At 74.0% G+C, this 22,331-nt stretch carries 2 protein-coding genes (1 of these 2 cut by a window edge); both read left to right on the plus strand.

From position 1 onward, the window contains the following. The gene (locus SD460_RS18755; protein ID WP_438860840.1) at window positions 1-14,433 is read left to right on the plus strand and encodes an SDR family NAD(P)-dependent oxidoreductase; all 14,433 of its coding nucleotides are present in this window, start codon (window positions 1-3) and stop codon (window positions 14,431-14,433) included. After that, window positions 14,434-22,331: the 5' portion of a type I polyketide synthase gene (locus SD460_RS18760; RefSeq protein ID WP_318306441.1), read on the plus strand. 7,384 nt of this gene lie beyond the right edge of the window; only the first 7,898 of its 15,282 coding nucleotides appear in the window; the start codon lies at window positions 14,434-14,436; its stop codon lies beyond the right edge, outside the window.

The following is a 22,331-nucleotide window of genomic DNA, read 5'->3' on the forward strand; positions in this document are numbered from 1 at the left end:
CTGCGCGAGCACCTCAGGTGGGTCACGACCAACCTGCACCAGACGCGCCAGCGGCTGCAGGCGGTCGAGGACGCCGAGCAGGAGCCGATCGCGATCGTCGGCATGGGGTGCCGGCTGCCCGGCGGGGTCCGGTCGCCGCAGGACCTGTGGGACCTGGTCGCCGCGGGCACCGACGCCGTCACCGGCTTCCCGGAGAACCGCGGCTGGGACCTCGACGCGCTCCGCGACCCCGATCCCGACCGGCCCGGCACCTCGCACACCGCGTCCGGCGGGTTCCTGCACGACGTCGCCGACTTCGACGCCGGGTTCTTCGGCATCTCCCCGCGCGAAGCCCTCGCCATGGACGCCCAGCAGCGGCTGCTGCTGGAGACGACCTGGGAGGCCATCGAACGCGCGCGCATCGACCCGGCCTCGCTGGCCGGCTCGGAGACCGGCGTCTTCGTCGGCAACACCGGCCAGGACTACGCGAACCTCATGCGCGGCGCCGGCGACGCCGTCGAAGGGCACCTGCTCACCGGCACCGCCACCGCCGTCGTCTCCGGGCGGCTCGCCTACTTCCTCGGCCTCACCGGTGCCGCCGTCACGGTCGACACCGCCTGCTCATCCTCGCTCGTCGCGCTGCACTGGGCGTGCCACGCCCTCCGCCGCCGCGAGTGCTCGCTCGCCCTCGCCGGCGGGGTGACCGTGCTGTCCACCCCGGCGGCGTTCGTCGCGTTCAGCCGCCAGCGCGGCCTGGCCGCCGACGGCCGCTGCAAGTCCTTCGCCGAGGCCGCCGACGGCACCGGCTGGGGCGAGGGTGCCGGCATGCTGGTGCTGGAACGCCTGTCCGACGCGCAGCGCAACGGCCACCCCGTCCTCGCGGTCGTCCGCGGCTCGGCGGTCAACCAGGATGGCGCCTCCAACGGCCTGACCGCGCCCAACGGCCCCGCGCAGGAACGCGTGATCACCGAGGCGCTGGCCAGCGCGCGCCTGTCGGCGAAGCAGGTCGACGCGGTCGAGGCGCACGGCACCGGCACGGTCCTCGGCGACCCGATCGAGGCGCAGGCCCTGCTGGCCACCTACGGCCGCGCCCGCACCGGCGACGACCCGCTGTTCCTCGGCTCGCTGAAGTCGAACGTCGGCCACACCCAGGGCGCCGCGGGCGTCGCCGGCGTGATCAAGATGGTCATGGCGATGCGGAACGGCGTCCTCCCGCAGACCCTGCACGTCGATGCCCCGACCTCGCACGTCGACTGGGCGTCCGGCGGCGTCCGGCTGCTCGACGAGGCCCGGCCCTGGCCCGAGACCGGCGAGCCGCGGCGCGCGGGCGTGTCCGCCTTCGGCATGAGCGGCACCAACGCGCACGCGATCCTCGAAGCCGCCCCGGCCATGGAGGAACCCGAAGCCGTCGAGGCCGGGCCGGTGCCGTGGGTGCTCTCCGCGCGGACCGCCGAGGCGCTCGAGGCCCAGGCCGCCGCACTGGCCGCGCACGATCACCCCAACGCCGCCGACACCGGGTTTTCCCTGGTCAAGACCCGCACGGCGTTCCCGCACCGCGCGGTCGTGGTCGGTGACCTCGACGCCGGGTTGGCCGCGCTGGCCGAGGGCACGCCCACGGCGAACGTCATCACTGGGGAAGCCGGCGCGCCGGGCAAGGTCGCGCTGGTCTTCCCGGGGCAGGGTTCGCAGTGGGCGGGCATGGCGCTGGAACTCGCGGAGTCGTCACCGGTCTTCGCGGCCCGGCTGGACGAGTGCGCGACGGCGATCGAGTCCTTTGTGGACTGGCGACTGCGGGACGTGCTGGCCGACGCGGAAGCGTTGACCCGCGTGGATGTCGTGCAGCCGGCGTTGTTCGCGGTGATGGTGTCGCTGGCGGAGCTGTGGCGTTCGTTCGGCGTGGTCCCGGACGCGGTGGTCGGGCATTCGCAGGGCGAGATCGCCGCCGCCGTCGTCTCGGGTGCGCTGTCCCTTGAGGACGGTGCTCGCGTGGTGACTCTGCGGAGCAAGGCGATCCTCGCGCTGGCCGGTGGCGGTGGGATGGTGTCAGTGGCGGCCTCCCGGGAGGCCGTCGAGGCACGGCTGATCGAGGGTGTCTCGATCGCGGCGGTGAACGGACCGGCGGCGGTGGTGGTTTCCGGCACGCCGGGAACCTTGGACGAGTTCATGGCCGCCTGCCGTGCGGACGACATCCGGGTCAAGCGGGTGCCGGTGGACTATGCCTCGCACTCGCCGCAGGTCGAGCAACTCCGCGAGGAGCTGCGAAACGTACTCGCCCCCATCAGTCCTCGTGAAGGTGAGATCGCCTTCATCTCGACGGTGACCGGCGAGTGGAACGAAAGCGTCGACGCCGAGTACTGGTACACGAACCTCCGCAGCACGGTCCGCCTTGACACGGCGATCGAGCGGCTCAAGAGCGAAGGCTTCGGCACCTTCATCGAAGCGTCCCCGCACCCGGTGCTGACGATGGCGCTCGGGGAAGACGTCGTCGCGCTGGGAAGCCTGAGGCGTGATGACGGGGGATTGACCCGGTTCCACACCGCCCTCGCCGAGGCGCACGTCCGCGGCGTCGACGTCGACTGGACCCCCGCCTTCCCCGATGCACGCACGACCGACCTCCCCACCTACGCCTTCCAGCGCGAGCGCTTCTGGCCCGACGTCGTCGCGGACCCGGGCGACGTGGGCGCCCTCGGCCTCAGCGCGACCGGGCACCCGCTGCTCGGCGCCGCCGTGGCGCTGGCCGCCGGCGACGGTCTCGTGCTCACCGGCCGCGTCTCCCCGCAGGCCCAGCCGTGGCTCGCCGACCACGCCGTGCACGGCACAATCCTTCTGCCAGGAACCGCTTTCATCGAACTCGCCGTGCAGGCCGGCGACCGCGCCGGCTGCGGCACCGTCGAGGAACTCACCCTCGAAACCCCGCTCACGCTCGGTGCGCGCGACACCCGCTCGCTGCAGGTCTGGGTCGGCGCGGCCGACGAGACCGGCCGGCGAGCCGTCGAGGTCCACTCGCGACGCGACGAGGACGACCTCTGGATCCGGCACGCCGCCGGCGTTCTCGCCCCCGGGACCCCCGAAGCCGGGTTCACCCTGGACTCCTGGCCGCCCGAGGGCGCGGCCAGGATCGACCTCGACGGGTTCTACGACGGCCTCCGCGCGGCCGCCGGCTACGGCTACGGGCCCACCTTCCAGGGCTTGCGCTCGGCGTGGCGCCGCGGCGACGAGATCTTCGCCGAGGTCGAGCTGCCCGAAACGCCGGACGCGGCGCGCTTCGGCCTCCACCCGGCGCTGCTGGACACGGCTCTGCACCCGCTCGCGCTCGCGTCCACTGAGGACGGACAAGCCCGGCTCCCGTTCGCCTGGACGCGGTTCGCCCTGCACGCCACCGGGGCCGCCGCACTGCGTGTCCGGCTGACCCGGCGCGGCACCGACGTGATCACGGTCGAGGTCGCCGACCCGGCCGGCGCCCCGGTCGCCTCGGCCGAGTCGCTCGCTTTCCGCCCGCTGCCCGCCGGTGGTCTGGACCGGGCCGCCGACGACCTGTACGTCGTCGACTGGACCGAAACCGCCGAAGCCGGCAGCGGCGACGCCGTCTTCGAACCCCTCGCCGGGGCGCCCGTGCACCACGTGCTCGGGCTCGTCCAGGACTGGCTCGCCACCGAGCGCGCCGAGGTCCTCGTCTTCGTCACCAATGGCGCGGTCGCGGTCCACGACGGCGATGCGCCCGACCCGGATCTCGCCTCCGCGTGGGGCCTGGTGCGCTCGGCGCAGTCCGAGCACCCCGGCCGGTTCGCGCTGCTCGACACCGACGACCCGGACCACCCGGTCGTCCCGCCCGAGCCGCAGGCCGCCGTCCGCGACGGGCGCGTGTTCGTGCCCCGGCTCGCGCGCGCCGCCGCCACCGGGGAGACGCCGGACTGGGGCGACGGCGACGTGCTCGTGACCGGCGCTTCGGGCGTGCTCGGCGGGATCGTCGCCCGGCACCTCGCCCGGGAGCACGGCGTCCGGCGGCTGGTGCTGCTCAGTCGCCGTGGCGCGGACGCACCCGGTGCCGCCGAGCTCGCCGCCGACCTCGCCGAGGCGGGCACCGAAGCCGTGTTCGCCGCCTGTGACGCGGCGGACCGCGAGCGGCTCGCGGAAGTGCTTGCCGCGCAGCGGGTTTCCGCCGTCGTGCACGCCGCCGGTGTGCTCGACGACGGCGTCGTCGAGGCGCTGACGCCGGAACGGCTGGACGCGGCCCTGCGCCCGAAGGCCGTCGCCGCCCGCAACCTCGACGAGCTGACCGGCGACCTGACGGCGTTCGTGCTCTTCTCCGCCGCCGCTGGTACCACCGGCGGCAGCGGGCAGGGCAACTACGCCGCCGCCAACGCCTACCTCGACGCCCTCGCCCAGCGGCGCCGCGCGGCCGGACAGCCCGCCGTCTCGCTCGCGTGGGGCCTGTGGGCCGAGGCCAGCGGCATGACCGGGCACCTCGACGACCGCGCGCGAGACCGGCTCGGCCGCTCCGGCGTGCGCCCGCTCGAGACCGCGCACGGCCTCGCGCTGTTCGACCGGGCCGTCGTCGCGGGCCCGGCCGCGCTCGTCCCGATCGCACTCGACGCCGCCGCGTTGCGCCGCCAGGCCGCCGACGGCAGCGTTTCCCCGCTGTTTCGCGGGCTCTTCCCGCCGGTGCGGCGGGCCGCCGCGGCCGGTGGCCACGCGCCGGCGGAACTCACCGAGGAAGGCCTGGTCGAGCTGGTCCGCACGCAGGTGGCGGCGGTGCTCGGGCACGCGTCGGCGCAGGCGGTCGACCCGGCGCGCGCGTTCAAGGACCTCGGCTTCGATTCGCTGACCGCGGTCGACCTCCGCAACCGGCTCGCCGCGGCCACCGGCCTGCGGCTGCCCGCGACCCTCGTGTTCGACCACCCGACCCCGGCGGTTCTCGCCGCCCACCTCGCCGGGCGGACGAACCGAACCGCGGTCACGCGCACGGTAGAGCCCGACGAGCCCATCGCGATCGTCGCGATGAGCTGCCGGTACCCGGGCGGGGTCGCGTCCCCGGACGACCTCTGGCAGCTCGTCGCCGAGGGCCGCGACGCCGTTTCGGTGTTCCCCGCCGATCGTGGCTGGCCGGTCGCCGACCTCTTCGACGACGACCCCGCGCACGGCGGCACGTCGTACGCTCGCGAAGGCGGTTTCCTCTACGACGCCGCCGAATTCGACGCGGAGTTCTTCGGCATGTCCCCGCGCGAGGCCACGGCGACCGACCCGCAGCAGCGGTTGCTGCTGGAGATCGCGTGGGAGGCGTTCGAACGCGCCGGGATCGTGCCGGAGTCGGTGCGCGGCAGCCGGACCGGTGTGTTCGCCGGCGTGATGTACCAGGACTACGCGACGCGGCTGTCGAACGTCCGAAGTGGACTGGAAGGCTACGAGGGCTACCTCGGCAACGGCAGTGCGGGCAGTGTCGCCTCGGGCCGGATCGCGTACACGTTCGGTCTCGAAGGCCCGGCGATCACGGTGGACACGGCGTGCTCGTCGTCGCTGGTGGCGCTGCACCTGGCGTGCCAGTCGCTGCGGCAGGGGGAGTGCGACCTGGCGCTGGCCGGCGGCGTCGCCGTCCTGTCGACGCCCGCGCTGTTCGTCGAGTTCAGCCGCCAGCGCGGGCTCGCCGCGGACGGCCGGTGCAAGTCGTTCGCCGACGCCGCCGACGGCACGGGCTGGGGCGAGGGCGCGGGCCTGCTGCTGGTGGAGCGGCTTTCCGACGCTCGCCGCAACGGCCACCCGGTCCTCGCGGTCGTCCGCGGCTCGGCGGTGAACCAGGACGGCGCGTCCAACGGCCTCACCGCCCCCAACGGCCCGGCCCAGCAGCGGGTGATCCGCCAGGCGCTGGCGAACGCGGGGCTGACGACGTCCGAAGTGGACGCGGTCGAGGCGCACGGCACCGGCACGACCCTCGGCGACCCGATCGAGGCGCAGGCGCTGCTGGAGACCTACGGCCAGGACCGCGAGGATCCGTTGTGGCTGGGGTCGCTCAAGTCCAACATCGGGCACACGCAAGCCGCCGCGGGGGTCGGCGGCGTCATCAAGATGGTGATGGCGATGCGGCACGGCGTGCTGCCGCGGACCCTGCACGTCGACGCGCCTTCGTCCCATGTGGACTGGACGGCCGGGTCGGTGGAGCTGCTGACGGAGTCCCGCGAGTGGACGGCCGACCGGCCGCTGCGAGCGGCCGTGTCGTCGTTCGGGGTGAGCGGTACCAACGCACACGCGATCTTGGAGGCGCCCGAGCGCCCCAATGTGGCGTTGGTTGCGTCAGACGCACCGAACGCCACATTGGGTGCGCTGGACGCACCGAACGCCACATTGGGGCGCTCGGGGCCGGTGCCTTGGGTGCTCTCGGGGCGGTCGGCCGAGGCGCTGCGGGCGCAGGCCGCCGCGTTGCTGGGCCAGGGCGAACTGCCGGCGGCGCCGGTCGGGGCCGCGCTGGTGTCGGCGCGGTCGCTGTTCCGGCACCGGGCGGTCGTCGTCGGAGATCTCACGGGAGGTCTCACGGCGCTCGCGGAGGGTGCTCCCGCCGCGAACGTGATCACCGGGGAAGCAGGTGCGCCGGGCAAGGTGGCGCTGGTGTTTCCGGGTCAGGGTTCGCAGTGGGCGGGCATGGCCCTGGAGCTGGCGGAGTCCTCGCCGGTGTTCGCGTCCCGGCTGGACGAGTGCGGCACCGCGCTGAAGACCTTTGTGGACTGGCAACTCCGGGACGTGCTGGCCGACGTGGAAGCGTTGACTCGGGTCGATGTCGTGCAACCGGCCCTCTTCGCGGTGATGGTGTCGCTGGCGGAGCTGTGGCGCTCGTTCGGGGTGGTCCCGGACGCGGTCGTGGGTCACTCGCAGGGTGAGATCGCCGCCGCCGTCGTTTCCGGTGCGCTGTCGCTGGAAGACGGTGCGAGGGTGGTGGCCTTGCGGAGCAAGGCGATCCTCGCGCTGGCCGGTGGTGGCGGGATGGTGTCAGTGGCGGCCTCCCGGGAGACCGTCGAGGCACGGCTCATCGAGGGCGTCTCGGTCGCGGCGGTGAACGGTCCGGCCGCGGTGGTGGTTTCCGGCGTGCCCGAGGCCCTGGAAGAGTTCATGGCGGCCTGCCGTGCGGACGACATCCGCGTGAAGCGGGTGCCGGTGGACTACGCCTCGCACTCGCCGCAGGTCGAGCAACTCCGCGAAGAGCTGCGAGAAGTGCTGGCTCCGATCCGACCCCGCGAAGGGGACATCGCCTTTATCTCCACAGTGACCGGCGAGTGGAACGAAGAAGTCGACGCCGAGTACTGGTACACCAACCTCCGTAGCACCGTCCGCCTCGACATCGCGATCGAGCGGCTCAAGAGCGAAGGGTTCGGCACGTTCATCGAGGCCTCCCCGCACCCGGTGCTGACGATGGCGCTCGGGGAAGACGTCGTCGCGCTCGGAAGTCTGAGGCGTGACGACGGTGGGCTGACCCGGTTCCACACCGCACTCGCCGAGGCGCACGTCAACGGTGTCCGGGTCGATTGGACCCCGGCCTTCCCCGACGTCGTCCCCGCCGACCTGCCCACCTACGCCTTCCAGCGCGAGCGGTACTGGCTCGACGTCCCCGAAGCCGAGCCCGCCCACGCCGACCCCGCGGACCAGCGGTTCTGGGAGGTCGTCGGCGACCAGGACGTCCCGGCCTTCGCGGGCGTCCTCGACCTCGCCGAAGACGCCCCGCTCGACGCCGTCCTGCCCGCGCTGGCGAAGTGGCGCGGCCGGCGCCACGACGAGTCCACCACGGACTCTTGGCGCTACCGCATCGCCTGGCGCCCCGTCACGACGTCGCCGGCCCGCCTCAGCGGCCGGTGGCGAGTCGTCGGGGACGGCGATGACGTCCGCGAGATCCTCACCGCTCACGGCGCCGAGATCGTCGAGGACGCCGAGAACCTGACCGGCCTGGTCGCCATCCGGCCGGACACCGCCACGGCCCTCGAGCTGACCCGCGTCGACGCCCCGCTCTGGCTCCTCACCGAAGGCGCCGTGGCGGCCCGGCCCGACGACCTTCCCGACCCCGCCCAGGCCCAGGTCTGGGGCCTCGGCCGGATCGCCGGGCTCGAGCACCCCACCCGCTGGGGCGGCCTGGTCGACCTGCCGCCGTCCCTCGACGAGACCGGCGGTGCGCGGCTCGCCGCCGTGCTCACCGGGACCACCGGTGAAGATCAGGTGGCCCTGCGCGCGTCCGGGGTGTTCGCGCGACGCCTGATCCACGCCGAGCCCGGGGAACCGGCGCGTCGCTGGCGGCCCGAGGGCACGGTGCTCGTCACCGACGCCGACGGCCACGCGGCCGTCCGGCTCGCCCGCTGGCTGATCGCCAGGGGTGCCACCCGGATCGTGCTCGCCGCGGCCGCGCTGCCCGGCGTGGAAACCCTGCGCGACGCCGACGTGGTCGAGGCCTACTGCGACATCGCCGACCGCGACCAGCTGGCCGCGGTGCTCGAAGCGCACGGGCCGGTCCGGTCGGTGTTCCACACCGCCGCTGTCACGGACCTGGCGCCGCTCGACGAAACCGGGCCGGAACTCCTGGAGCGCGCCTGCCGCGTCAAGGCGGGCGCGGCGGACCACCTCGACGCCCTCCTGCCCGACGGCCTCGACGCCTTCGTGCTGTTCTCGTCCATCGCCGCGGTCGTCGGCAGCGGCGCCCACGGTGCCTACGCGGCGGCCAACGCGCACCTCGACGCGCTCGCCGAGCGGCGCCGGGCTCGCGGTGCGACCGCGACCTCGATCGCTTGGGGCGTCTGGGACGCCGACGAAGGCGTCGACCGGGCCCGCCTGCGCGCCGAAGGCGTGCCGCCGCTCGATCCCGAACTGGCGCTGACCGCGCTCGGCCGGGCCCTCGACCACGACGACACGACCGTGGTCGTCGCGGACGTCGACTGGGCGCGGTTCGCCCCGGCGTTCGCCGCCGCCCGGCCGCGGCCGCTGCTCGCCGAGATCCCCGCCGCCGTCGAGGAAACGCCGGTCCCGACCTCCGGTTTCGCGGCGCGGCTCGCCGGGCTGGGCGCGGCGGAAGCTCACCGCGTGCTGACCGACCTGGTCCGCGCGCAGGCCGCGGCGGTGCTCGGGCACGCGTCCCCGGCCGGGGTCGACGTCGAACGCGCTTTCTCCGAACTCGGCTTCGACTCGCTGACGGCGGTCGAGCTGCGCACTCGCCTGGCCACCGCGACCGGCCTGCGGCTGCCCGCGACCCTTGTGTTCGACCACCCGACGGTCACCGTCCTCGCCGGGTACCTCGGCGAACTGCTCGGCAGCCGGGAGACGACCACCGAAAGCGCCACGGCGATCGCCGCCGACGAGCCGATCGCCATCGTCGGCATCGGCTGCCGCTTCCCCGGCGACGTCCGCTCGCCGGAAGACCTCTGGCGGCTGGTCGCGGCGGGTGGCGACGGCATCACGCCGTTCCCCGCCGACCGCGGCTGGGACTTCGAGGAGATCTACGACCCCGAACCCGGCGCCAGTGGCAAGAGCTACGCCCGCGAGGGCGGTTTCCTCGCCGACACCACGAAGTTCGACCCCGGCTTCTTCGGCATCTCGCCGCGGGAGGCCCTCGCCATGGACCCGCAGCAGCGGCTCCTGCTGCAGACGTCCTGGGAGGCCTTCGAACGCGCCGGGCTCGACCCGCTTTCCGTGCGGGGCGAACGGATCGGCGTGTTCGCCGGCACCAACGGCCAGGACTACCCGGCCCTGCTGGAGCGCTCGACCGAGCAGCTGGAGGGTCACGCGGGCGTCGGCAACGCCGCCAGTGTCGTCTCCGGGCGCCTGTCGTACGTGTTCGGGCTGGAAGGTCCGTCGCTGACCGTGGACACGGCGTGTTCGTCGTCGCTGGTGGCGTTGCACCTCGCGGTGCAGGCGCTGCGGCGCGGCGAGTGCTCGATGGCGCTGGCCGGCGGCGCGACGGTGATGGCGACCCCGGGCATGTTCGTCGACTTCAGTCTCCAGCGCGGCCTCGCCGCGGACGGCCGGAGCAAGGCGTTCGCCGAGGCCGCCGACGGCGCCGGGTTCTCCGAAGGCGCGGGCATGCTGCTGGTGCAGCGCCTGTCGGACGCCCAGCGCCAGGGCCGCCGGGTGCTGGCCGTGGTGCGCGGTTCGGCGGTCAACTCCGATGGCGCGTCGAACGGCCTGACCGCGCCGAACGGCCCCTCGCAGCAGCGGGTGATCCGGGCCGCCTTGGCGGACGCGGGGCTGACCCCGTCCGAAGTGGACACCGTGGAAGCGCACGGCACCGGGACGACCCTCGGCGACCCGATCGAGGCGCAGGCCCTGCTCGCGACCTACGGCCAGGACCGTGACGAGCCGCTGTGGCTCGGTTCGGTCAAGTCGAACCTCGGGCACACGCAGGCCGCGGCGGGCGTCGCCGGGATCATCAAGATGGTCATGGCGATGCGAAACGGCTTGCTGCCGCAGACGTTGCACGTCGACGCGCCTTCGTCGCATGTGGACTGGGATTCCGGCGCGGTCGAGCTGCTGACAGAGTCGCGGGAGTGGAAATCCGAAGGGCCCCGCCGCGCGGGCGTCTCGTCGTTCGGCATCTCGGGCACCAACGCGCACACCATCCTCGAGCAGGCGCCGGACGTCGTCGTCGAAGAGCGCGAGCCGGTCTCCGGTCCGGTGCCGTGGGTGCTGGCCGGCCGGACCGAAGCCGCGTTGCGCGACCAGGCCACCGCTCTTTCCGCGATCGACGGCGACCCGGCGGACATCGGCTTCTCCCTGGCCACGGCCCGTTCGCGGTTCCCGTACCGCGCGGTGGTGCTCGGCGCCGGCGCGCTGGCCGCCGTCGCCGGGGGAACCCCCGCGTCCAATGCGGTCACGGGGATCGCCGGCACGCCCGGCAAGGTGGCCTTGGTCTTCCCCGGCCAGGGTTCACAGTGGCCGGGAATGGCTCTCGAACTGGCGGAGTCGTCGCCGGTGTTCGCCGCCAGGTTGGACGAATGCGGCACCGCACTGAAGACCTTTGTGGACTGGAATCTCCGGGACGCCCTCGCCGACGCGGAGGCGCTGACCCGGGTCGACGTGGTGCAGCCCGCGCTGTTCGCGGTGATGGTCTCGCTGGCCGAGCTGTGGCGCTCGTTCGGCGTGGTCCCGGACGCGGTGGTGGGTCACTCGCAGGGCGAGATCGCCGCCGCGGTGGTGTCCGGCGCGCTGTCCCTCGAGGACGGTGCCCGGGTGGTCGCATTGCGCAGCAGGGCAATCCTCGCCCTCGCGGGACAGGGCGGCATGGTCTCCGTGGCCGCCTCCCGCGAAACCGTCGAGGAGCGGCTGACCGACGGTATCTCCATCGCGGCGGTCAACGGCCCGGCCGCGGTCGTGGTCTCCGGCGAGCCGCAGGCCCTCGACGAGCTGATCGCGTCGTGCGAGGCCGACGGAATCCGCGCCAAGCTGGTCCCGGTGGATTACGCGTCGCACTCGGCCCAGGTCGAGCAACTCCGCGAAGAACTGCTGGAAGTCCTCGCTCCGATCACCCCGCGCGAAGGGAACATCGCCTTCATCTCGACGGTGACCGGCGAGTGGAACGAACGAGTCGACGCCGAGTACTGGTACACGAACCTGCGGACCACCGTCCGGCTCGACACCGCGATCGAACGGCTCAAGAGCGAGGGTTTCGGGACGTTCGTCGAGGCCTCGCCGCACCCCGTCCTGACGATGGCGCTCGGCGACGACGTCCTCGCGCTGGGCTCGCTGCGCCGGGACGACGGCGGCCTGACCCGCTTCTACGCCGCGCTCGCCGAAGCGCACGTCAACGGTGTCCGGGTCGACTGGACCCCGGCGTTCCCCGGCGCCCGGCTCACCGACCTCCCCACCTACCCGTTCCAGCAGGACCGGTACTGGCCACAGTGGACCGCCACGACCGCGGGCGACGCCGGCGGGCTCGGCCTGACCGATGCCGGGCACCCGCTGCTCGGGGCCGCCGTCACGGTCGCGGGCACCGGCGCCACCCTGCTCACCGGACGGTTCTCGCTGAGCACCCACCCGTGGCTCGCCGACCACGCGGTCGGCGACACCGTGCTGCTGCCGGGCACCGCGTTCGTCGAACTCGCCGTGCGGGCCGGCGACCAGGTCGGCTGCGCCACCGTCGAAGAACTGACCCTGCAGGCACCATTGGTCCTGCCTCAGCGTGGCGGCGTCGCCGTCCAAGCCCGGGTCGAAGCCGCCGACGAGCACGGCCGCCGCACGGTGACCGTCCACTCGCGACCGAACGACGACGCCGAGTGGACCCAGCACGCCGAAGGGGTGCTGGCGACCGGCGCCGAGCCGGGCACGACGCTGACCGCGTGGCCGCCCGCCGGCGCGGAACCCCTGCCGGTCGACGGCCACTACGAAAACCTCGCCGGCCACGGCTACCGCTACGGCCCGGCGTTCCAGGGCTTGCGCGCTGCCTGGCGGCACGGCGACGACCTCTACGCCGAGGTCGTCCTGCCCGACGACCAGCGCGCGGAGGCTGCTCGGTACGGCCTGCACCCGGCCCTGCTCGACGCGGCCCTGCACCCGATCGGCCTGACCAGTGCCCAGGCCGGCGCCCGGCTGCCGTTCGCGTGGACCGGCGTCCGGCTGTACGCGACCGGGGCGACCACCCTGCGCGTCCGGCTCGGGGCGCTCGGCGCGGACGGCGTCTCGGTCGCCGTCGCCGACGAGAGCGGCGCCCCGGTCGCCGAGGCGGAATCCCTGGTCATGCGCCCGATTTCGGCCGGGCAGCTGGCCGCCGCCGCGGACCACGGCACCGACTCCCTGTTCACCCTGACCTGGCAGCACACCGACACCGAGCCCGCGGCCCCGGCCGTTCCGCTCGGCGAGCCCGGCCCGGTGGCGTACGCCGAGTTTCGCGGCGACGCGACCGCCGTGGCGCTCAAGACCCTGCAGGACTTCCTGGCGGGCGAGCACGACGGAAAGCTGGTGCTGGTCACCGAGTCGGCCGTGGGGGAGGCACCCGCCGACCCCGAAGCGGCGGCCGTCTGGGGCCTGGTGCGGTCCGCGCAGTCGGAGCACCCTGGCCGGTTCGTCCTCCTCGACGTCGACACCACCGAAAACCTGGCGACCTGGGCGGGCGCGGCGGTCGCGTCCGGGGAACCGCAGCTGGCCCTGCGCGGCGGCGAATTCCACGTCCCGCGCCTGGCGAGGGCGACCCCGCCGCGCGAAGAGCACAGCTGGAACCCGGACGGGACCGTCGTCATCACCGGCGCGAGCGGCGTCCTCGGCGGCCTGCTCGCCCGGCACCTGGTGACCGTCCACGGGGTCCGCCACCTGCTCCTGCTCAGCCGCAGCGCCCCGGCCATCGAAGAGCTGTCCGATGCGTCGGTGACCGTGCTCGCCTGCGATGTCGCCGACCGCGCCGCCCTCGAAAGCGCCTTGGCGACCATCCCCGCCGAGCACCCGCTGACGGCGGTGGTGCACGCCGCGGGTGCGCTCGACGACGGCGTCCTCGAAGCGCTCACCCCGGAGCGGCTGGAAACGGTGCTGCGGCCCAAGGCCGTGGCCGCCCGCCACCTGCACGAACTGACCGCGCACCTCGACCTCGACGCGTTCGTCCTCTTCTCCTCGTTCGCGACGACGATGGGCGGCGCGGGCCAGGCCGGCTACTCCGCGGCCAACGCCTACCTCGACGCCCTCGCCCAGCACCGCCGCGTCCGGGGACTGCCGGCGACGTCGCTCGCGTGGGGACTGTGGGAGGCCCGCAGCGGCCTGACCGCGCACCTCGGCGACGACGACGTGTCGCGGCTCGGCCGGTCCGGCGTCCGCGCGCTGCCGACCGACCGCGCGCTGCGGCTGTTCGACCTCGCGGTGAGCACCGGCGAGCCGCTGCTGATGCCGGTGGCGCTCGATCTCGCCGCGTGGCGGGCCCGGGCCGAGGTCCCGGCGCTGCTGCGCGGGCTGGTCCGGACCTCTTCGCGGCGGGCCGTGCGCGACGGCGTCCCGGCCGGACCGGGACTGGCCGAACGGCTGGCGGGCCTGCCGGAAGCCGAGCAGCTCCGCGTGGTCGACGAGGTGGTGCGCGCCCAGGTGGCGGCCGTCCTCGGCTACGCCTCGGGCAACGCCGTCGAGGCCGGGCGAGGCTTCCTCGACCTCGGCTTCGACTCGCTCACCGCGCTCGAGCTGCGCAACCGGCTCAACGCGGTGACCGGGCTGCGGCTGCCCGCCACGCTGATCTTCGACTACCCGAACCCGGACGCGCTCACCAAGCACCTGTGCGCCGAAGTGCCCGCCGGTGGCGCGAAAGCGGCGCTGCCCGTCCACGCGGAACTCGACCGGCTGGCCGCGGTGCTCGCCGCGACCGAGCCCGGCGCGGGCGAGCGCGACCTGATCACCGAGCGCCTGCGCGGGCTGCTGGCCCGCTGGACCGCGACCGACGACCGCCGGGACGAACCCGGCACGGAACTGGCCGACGCCACCGCCGAGGAGATCTTCGACCTCCTCGACGACGAACTGGGGATGTCCTGAATGTCGAACGAACAGAAGCTCCTGGACTACCTCAAGCGGGCCACGGCCGATCTGCGCGAGGCGCGGCGCCGGCTGAAGGAGAACGAGGACCGCGCGCAGGAGCCGGTCGCCATCGTCGGCATGAGCTGCCGGTTCCCCGGCGGCGTCCGCACTCCCGAACAGCTGTGGGACCTGCTGGCCGCCGGTGAGGACGCGGTCGGGGCGTTCCCCGCCGATCGCGGCTGGGACCTCGAGGCGCTCTACGACGAGGACCCCGGCAGCGCGGGCACCAGCTACACCCGGGAAGGCGCTTTCCTCGCCGACGCGGCCGACTTCGACGCCGGGTTCTTCGGCATCTCGCCGCGGGAAGCGCTCGCCATGGACCCGCAGCAGCGGCTGCTGCTGGAAGTCTCGTGGGAGGTGCTGGAGCGGGCGGGCATCGACCCGACGTCCGTGCGCGGGGAGAAGGTCGGCGTCTACGCGGGCGTGATGTACCAGGACTACGCGGCCCGGCTGCTGCTCGCGCCCGAGGTGTTCGCGGAGTTCGAGTCCTACCTCGGCAACGGCAGCGCGGGCAGCGTCGCCTCCGGCCGCATCGCCTACACCCTCGGCCTCGAAGGGCCCGCGGTCACCATCGACACGGCCTGCTCGTCGTCGCTCGTCGCGCTGCACCTGGCCTGCCAGGCGGTCCGGCTCGGCGACTGCTCGCTGGCCCTCGCCGGCGGCGTCACGGTGATGGCCACGCCGGGCACGTTCACCGCCTTCAGCCGCCAGCGCGGGCTCGCCGCCGACGGCCGCTGCAAGCCCTTCGCCGACGCCGCCGACGGGACCGGCTGGGGTGAGGGCGTGGGCATGCTGCTCGTCGAGCGGCTTTCCGACGCGCGCCGCAACGGGCACCCGGTGCTCGCCGTCGTCCGCGGCTCCGCGGTCAACCAGGACGGCGCCAGCAGCGGCCTGACCGCGCCGAACGGGCCGTCCCAGCAGCGGGTCATCCGGGCCGCGCTCGACCGCGCGCAGCTGTCCGCCGAGCAGGTCGACGCCGTCGAGGCGCACGGCACCGGCACCACGCTGGGCGACCCGATCGAGGCGCAGGCGCTGCTGGCCACCTACGGTCGCGGCCGCGCCGCCGACCGCCCGCTGCTGCTGGGCTCGGTGAAGTCCAACCTCGGGCACACCCAGGCCGCCGCGGGTGTCGCCGGGATCATCAAGTCCGTCCAGGCCATGCGGCAGGGCCTGCTGCCGCAGTCGCTGCACATCGACGCGCCGTCGTCCCAAGTGGACTGGAGCGCGGGCGAGGTCCGGCTCCTCACCGAGCCGACGCCGTGGCCGGAGACCGGGCAGCCGCGGCGGATCGGCGTCTCGTCGTTCGGGGTCAGCGGGACCAACGCGCACGTGATCCTGGAGCAGGCGCCGGAGGAACCGGCGCTGCCTTCGCGAGCCGCCTCGTCACCGGTGCCGTGGGTGCTTTCGGCGGGCTCGCCGGAAGCGTTGCGCGCACAGGCTTCCGCACTGCTGGAGCACGCCGGGGACCCGGCCGACATCGGGTATTCGCTGGTGAAGTCGCGGGCGCTGCTGAGCCATCGTGCGGTCGTCACCGGGGAAGGCGGACTCGCTGCTCTCGCCGCCGGTGAGCCGCACCCCGGCCTCGTCACCGGTGAGGTGTCCGCCCGCGGCAAGGTGGCACTGGTGTTCCCGGGCCAGGGTTCGCAGTGGGCCGGGATGGCGCTCGAGCTGGCGTCGTCGGCGCCGGTGTTCGCGGCTCGCCTGGACGAGTGTGCGGCGGCTTTGGAGTCCTTCGTGGACTGGTCGTTGCGAGAGGTCTTGGCGGACGCGGAAGCGCTGACCCGGGTGGATGTCGTGCAGCCCGCCTTGTTCGCCGTGATGGTGTCGCTGGCGGAGCTGTGGCGGTCGTACGGTGTCGTGCCGGACGCGGTGGTGGGGCACTCGCAGGGCGAAATCGCCGCCGCGGTGGTGTCGGGTGCGCTGTCCCTTGAGGACGGTGCTCGCGTGGTCACGTTGCGCAGCAAAGCGATCCTCGCGCTGGCCGGCCGGGGTGGCATGGTCTCGGTCGCGGCTTCGCTCGCCGACGTCGAGGCGCGACTGACCGACGGGATCTCCATCGCGGCGGTGAACGGCCCGGCCGCCGTGGTGGTCTCGGGTGAGCCGGGTGCCCTCGACGCGTTGATCGCGTCCTGTGAGGCCGACGGTGTCCGCGCGAAGCGGGTGCCGGTGGACTACGCCTCCCACTCGGTGCAGGTCGAGCAGCTGCGCGACGAACTCCTCGACGTCCTGGCTCCGATTACTCCGCGCGCGGGCGAGATCGCTTTCATCTCGACGGTGACGGGCGAGTGGAACGAGAGCGTCGACGCCGAGTACTGGTACCGGAACCTGCGCGGCACGGTACGGCTGGACTCGGCCGTCGAGCGGCTGAAAACCGAGGGGTTCACTTCGTTCATCGAGGCGTCGCCGCACCCGGTGCTGACCATGGCGCTGGGCGAGGACGTCGTGGCGCTGGGAAGTCTGCGCCGCGACGACGGCGGGCTCACCCGGTTCCACACCGCGCTCGCCGAAGCGCACGTCAACGGGATCGCCGTCGACTGGACGCCGGCGTTCCCCGACGGCCGGATCGTCGACCTCCCGACCTACGCCTTCCAGCGCAAGCGGTACTGGCTCGACGCGCCGGTCAAGCCCGCCGCCGGCGACCCCGCCGATGCCCGGTTCTGGACCGCCGTCGAGGGGGAGGACGTCGGCGCGCTGGCCGAGCTGCTCGGCGTCGGCTCCGAGTCTTCGTTCGCCGAGCTGCTGCCCGCCCTCGCCCGGTGGCGACGGCTCCGGCACGAGAAGTCCACTGTGGACTCCTGGCGCTACCGCGTCGAGTGGAAGCCCCTCGCCGAGCCGGCCGCCGCGACGCTGTCCGGCCGCTGGCTCGTGGTCGTCGCGCCCGGCACCGACGCCACCGACGTGACGAACGCCCTCGCGGCGGCCGGGGCCGAGCCCGAGGTGGTCGAGTCCGTCGGCGACCTCACCGATGTCAACGGCGTGGTGTCTTTGCTGCCGGACGCGCCGAGCACGCTGCTGCTGGTGCGGGCGCTGGCCGGGAGCACCGCGCCGCTGTGGCTGCTGACGCGGGGCGCCGTGGCCGCGCTGCCCGGTGACGCCGCACCCGGCGCGGACCCCGCGCAGGTCTGGGCGCTGGGCCGGGTCGCCGGCCTCGAACACCCCGAACGCTGGGGCGGGCTCGTCGATCTGCCCGCCACGCTCGACCGCCGGGCCGCGCGCCGGCTGACCGCCGTCCTCGCCGGGCTCGACCACGAAGACCAGGTCGCCGTGCGGGCTTCCGGCGTCTTCGCGCGCCGGCTCGCGCACGCCCCAGGCGGTGAGCCGGCCCGGAAGTGGCGGCCCGCGGGCACGGTGCTGGTCACCGGCGGGACCGGCGCGCTCGGCGGGCACGTCGCCCGCTGGCTCGCCGGGGCCGGCGCGGAACACCTGGTGCTGGTCAGCCGTCGCGGCGCGGCCGCCCCGGGCGCCGAAGCGCTCGAAGCGGACCTGACCGCTCTCGGCGCCGAAGTCACCTTCGCGGCCTGCGACCTCGCCGACCGCGACGCCGTGGCCACCCTCGTCGACGGGCTCGACGTGCGTGCCGTCGTGCACACCGCGGGCCTGCCGCAGGCGGGGACCATCGCCGACACGAGCGTCGAAGAGTTCGCCGACGTGCTCGCGGCTAAGGCCGCCGGGGCCGACCACCTCGACGAACTCCTCGGCGACGACCTCGACGCGTTCGTCCTCTTCTCCTCCAACGCGGGTGTCTGGGGCAGCGCGGGCCAAGGCGCCTACGCCGCCGCGAACGCCCATCTCGACGCGCTCGCCGCCCGCCGCCGTGCGGCCGGCCGGACGGCCACCGCGGTGGCCTGGGGTTCCTGGGCCGGCGACGGCATGGCGGGCAGCGCCGAGGCGAAGGAGCACCTGCGCCGCCGCGGCCTGCGGGAAATGAACCCCAAGCTGGCGATCGCCGCGCTGCAGCACGCCCTCGACGCCGACGACACCTTCGTCGCCGTCGCGGACATGGACTGGCCGCGGTTCGCCGACGGGTTCACCGCCGCTCGCCGCCGCCCGCTGATCGAAGACCTCCCCGAGGTCCGCGAGCACCTCGCCGCCGGAGAGGTCGTCACCGAGGTCGGCAGCGGGCTCGCCGACGCGGTCCGCGACCTCGGTCCCCGCGAGGCCGCCCACCACGTCCTCGAACTCGTGCGCGCCCAGGCCGCCGCCGTGCTCGGCCACGACTCGGGTGCCGCCGTTCCCGCCGATCGGGCGTTCCGCGAGCTGGGCTTCGACTCCCTGACGGCGGTCGAACTCCGCAACCGGCTGACGACGGTGACCGGTGTCCGCCTCCCGGCCACCGTCGTTTTCGACCACCCGCACCCGCGGGCGCTGGCCGAGCACCTCCTGGGCGAGGTGTCCGGCAGCACGGCCGTCACCGCGGGCCCGGTCACGGCCACCGCGTCCGACGAACCGATCGCGATCGTGGCCATGGGCTGCCGCTACCCGGGGGACGTCCAGTCGCCCGAGGACCTGTGGCGCCTGATCGCCGAGGGCGCGGACGGCGTCGGGCCGTTCCCCGCGGATCGCGGCTGGGACCTGGCCGCGCTGTACGACCCGGACCCGGCGAACCTCGGCACCAGCTACACCCGCGAAGGCGGGTTCATGACCACGGCGGCCGCGTTCGACGCCGGGTTCTTCGGCATCTCGCCGCGTGAGGCCCTGGCCATGGACCCGCAGCAGCGCGTCCTGCTCGAGACGTCGTGGGAGGTCTTCGAGCGGGCGGGCATCGACCCGGATTCGTTGCGCGGCAGCGGAACCGGTGTGTTCGTCGGCGCGACTTCGTCCGGCTACGGCGTCGGCGCGCGCGACGAATCCGGCGGCTCCGAGGGTTACCTGCTGACCGGCAGCGCCCCGGCGGTCGTGTCGGGCCGGCTGTCCTACACGTTCGGCCTGGAGGGGCCGGCGGTCACCGTCGACACGGCGTGCTCGTCGTCGCTGGTGGCCCTGCACCTCGCCTGCCAGTCGCTGAGGCAGGGCGAGTGCTCGATGGCTCTCGCCGGCGGCGTCACGGTGATGGCGCACCCGGCGGCGTTCGTCGAGTTCAGCCGTCAGCGCGGGCTCGCCGAAGACGGCCGCTGCAAGTCCTTCGCGGACGCGGCCGACGGCACCGGCTGGGGCGAAGGCGTCGGTCTGGTCCTGCTGGAGCGGCTGTCGGACGCCCGGCGCAACGGGCACACGGTGCTCGCCGTGGTGCGCGGTTCGGCCGTCAACCAGGATGGTGCCTCCAACGGCTTGAGCGCCCCGAACGGTCCTTCGCAGCAGCGGGTGATCCGGGCCGCGCTGGCCAACGCCGGGCTGTCCACTTCGGACGTCGACGCGGTCGAAGCGCACGGCACCGGCACCCGGCTGGGCGACCCGATCGAAGCGCAGGCCCTGCTGGCAACGTACGGCCGCGACCGCGACCGGCCGCTGTGGCTGGGCTCGCTGAAGTCGAACATCGGCCACACGCAGTCGGCGTCCGGCGTGGCGGGCGTGATCAAGATGGTCCTCGCCATGCGGCACGGCGTCCTGCCCCGGACTCTGCACGTCGACACGCCGTCGTCCCAAGTGGACTGGACGGCCGGGGCGGTGGAGCTGCTCACCGAGGAGCGTGCGTGGGATTCCGACGGCCCGCGCCGGGCCGCGGTGTCGGCGTTCGGTGTGAGCGGGACCAACGCGCACGTGGTTCTGGAACAGGCTTCCCCGGTCGCCGTTTCGCCGGCGGGCCCGGACGTGACACCGCCGCTGGTCCCGTTGTCGGCTCGGAGCGCGACGGCGTTGCAAGCCCAAGCCGCCCGTCTTCGAGGTGCAGACCTGGCTCCGCAGGATCTCGCGTACTCCTTGGCTTTCACGCGGGCCACGCACGACCACCGCGCGGTGCTCGTGGCGTCCGGCGACGAAATCGATCGTGCCTTGGGAGTTCTCGCCGAGGGGGGTTCGGACGCTGCCGTGGTCACCGGCACCGCCGACCGCGACGCGTTGCTGGCGGTGCTGTTCACCGGCCAGGGCGCCCAGCGGATCGGCATGGGCGAGGGTCTGTACTCCCGCTTCCCGGTCTACGCCGAGGCTTTCGACGCGGTCCTGTCCCACCTCGACCCGAAGCTCCGCGAGGCCCTCACCACCCCCGAACTCCTCGACCGCACCGAGTTCACGCAACCGGCCCTCTTCGCCGTCGAAGTCGCCCTTTACCGCCTGGTCGAGTCCTTCGGCGTCCGCCCAGACTTCGTCGCCGGGCATTCGATCGGCGAGATCTCTGCCACCCACGTAGCCGGAGTCCTGTCCCTCGAAGACGCCTGCCGCCTGGTCTCCGCGCGCGCCTCCCTCATGCAAGCCCTCCCCACCGGTGGCGCGATGGTCTCGATCGCCGCCCCCGAATCCGCGATCACCCTCACCGAGGGCGTCTCGATCGCCGCGGTGAACGGCCCCGAGTCGGTAGTCATTTCCGGTGACGAGGCTGCGGTCCTGGCCATCGCCGCGCAGTTCCCGAAGACCAAGCGCCTCACCGTCAGTCACGCGTTCCATTCGCCGCTGATGGACCCGATGCTGGAGGACTTCCGCGCGGTCGCTGAGTCTCTGACGTACCGCTCTGCGACGATACCGGTGATCTCGAATGTGAGCGGTGCTCTCGCCGAGCCCTTCACCGCGGACTACTGGGTGCGGCACGTCCGGGAAGCGGTCCGGTTCGCGGATGGCGTCTCGACGTTGGAAGCCGCTGGGGTCGGGGTGTTCCTGGAGCTGGGGCCGGACGGGGTGCTCAGCGCGATGGTCTCCGGCACCGCGATCCCCGCGCTACGGCGGGAGCGCGACGAGGAGCGGACGTTCTTCACCGCGCTGGCCCGGCTGCACGTCAACGGCGTCGACCTGGACTGGGAGAGCCTCTACGCCGGCTCCGCGGGCCGGGCCGTCGCGCTGCCGACGTACCCCTTCGAGCACCAGCGGTACTGGCTCGAGCCCGCCCGGCCGCAGGCTGTCGCCGACACCGCCGACGCCGAGTTCTGGGCCGTCGTCGAGAACGGCGATCTGGCCCGTGACCTCGCCGTCGACGAAGACCTCGCCGTCGCGATCCAGCCCGCGCTCCAGGCCTGGCGCACCCGCCACCGCGAGGCGAGCACCCTCGAATCGTGGCGCTACCGCGTCGCGTGGCGGCCGCACCCGATCGCGGCCGACCGGCTGTCCGGCACCTGGCTGATCATCGGCACCGAGCCCGCCGGGATCGCCGAGAGCCTGGCCGAGCGGGGCGCGGACGTCGTCACGCTGCCCGTCGAACGGCTGCACGAGGTGGACGACATCGCCGGCGCGCTCGCGTTCCCGGCGAGCCTCGGCGAAGCCCTCACCGTGCTGCAAGCCGACCTGCCCGGTCCACTGTGGTGCGTCACCACCGAAGCCGTGCGCACCGCCCGTTCCGACGCCGCCCCCGACCCCGCGCTCGCGCAGGTCTGGGGCCTCGGCCGGGTCGCCGCGCTGGAACTCACCGGTCGTGACGTCGGCCTGCTCGACCTCCCGGCCACGCTCGACGACCGCGGCCACGACCGCCTCGCGGGCCTCCTCGCCGCGGGCACGACCGAGGACCAGGTGGCGCTCCGGGCGTCCGGCGCGTTCGTGCCCCGGCTCGTCCGCGCCCCGGCCGGCACCGAACCCGGTGGCTGGACGCCGTCGGGTACCACCCTGATCACCGGCGGCACCGGGGCACTGGGCAGCGCTCTCGCGCGGAAACTTGCCGCGCGGGGCGCCCGGCACCTCCTGCTGCTCAGCCGTCGCGGACCGGATGCCCCCGGCGCGGCCGAACTCGCGACGCAGCTGCGTGACCTCGGCGCGGACGCCGAGATCATCGCCTGTGACGT

The sequence above is a fragment of the Amycolatopsis solani genome, assembly GCF_033441515.1.
Classification (GTDB): Bacteria; Actinomycetota; Actinomycetes; order Mycobacteriales; family Pseudonocardiaceae; genus Amycolatopsis; species Amycolatopsis solani.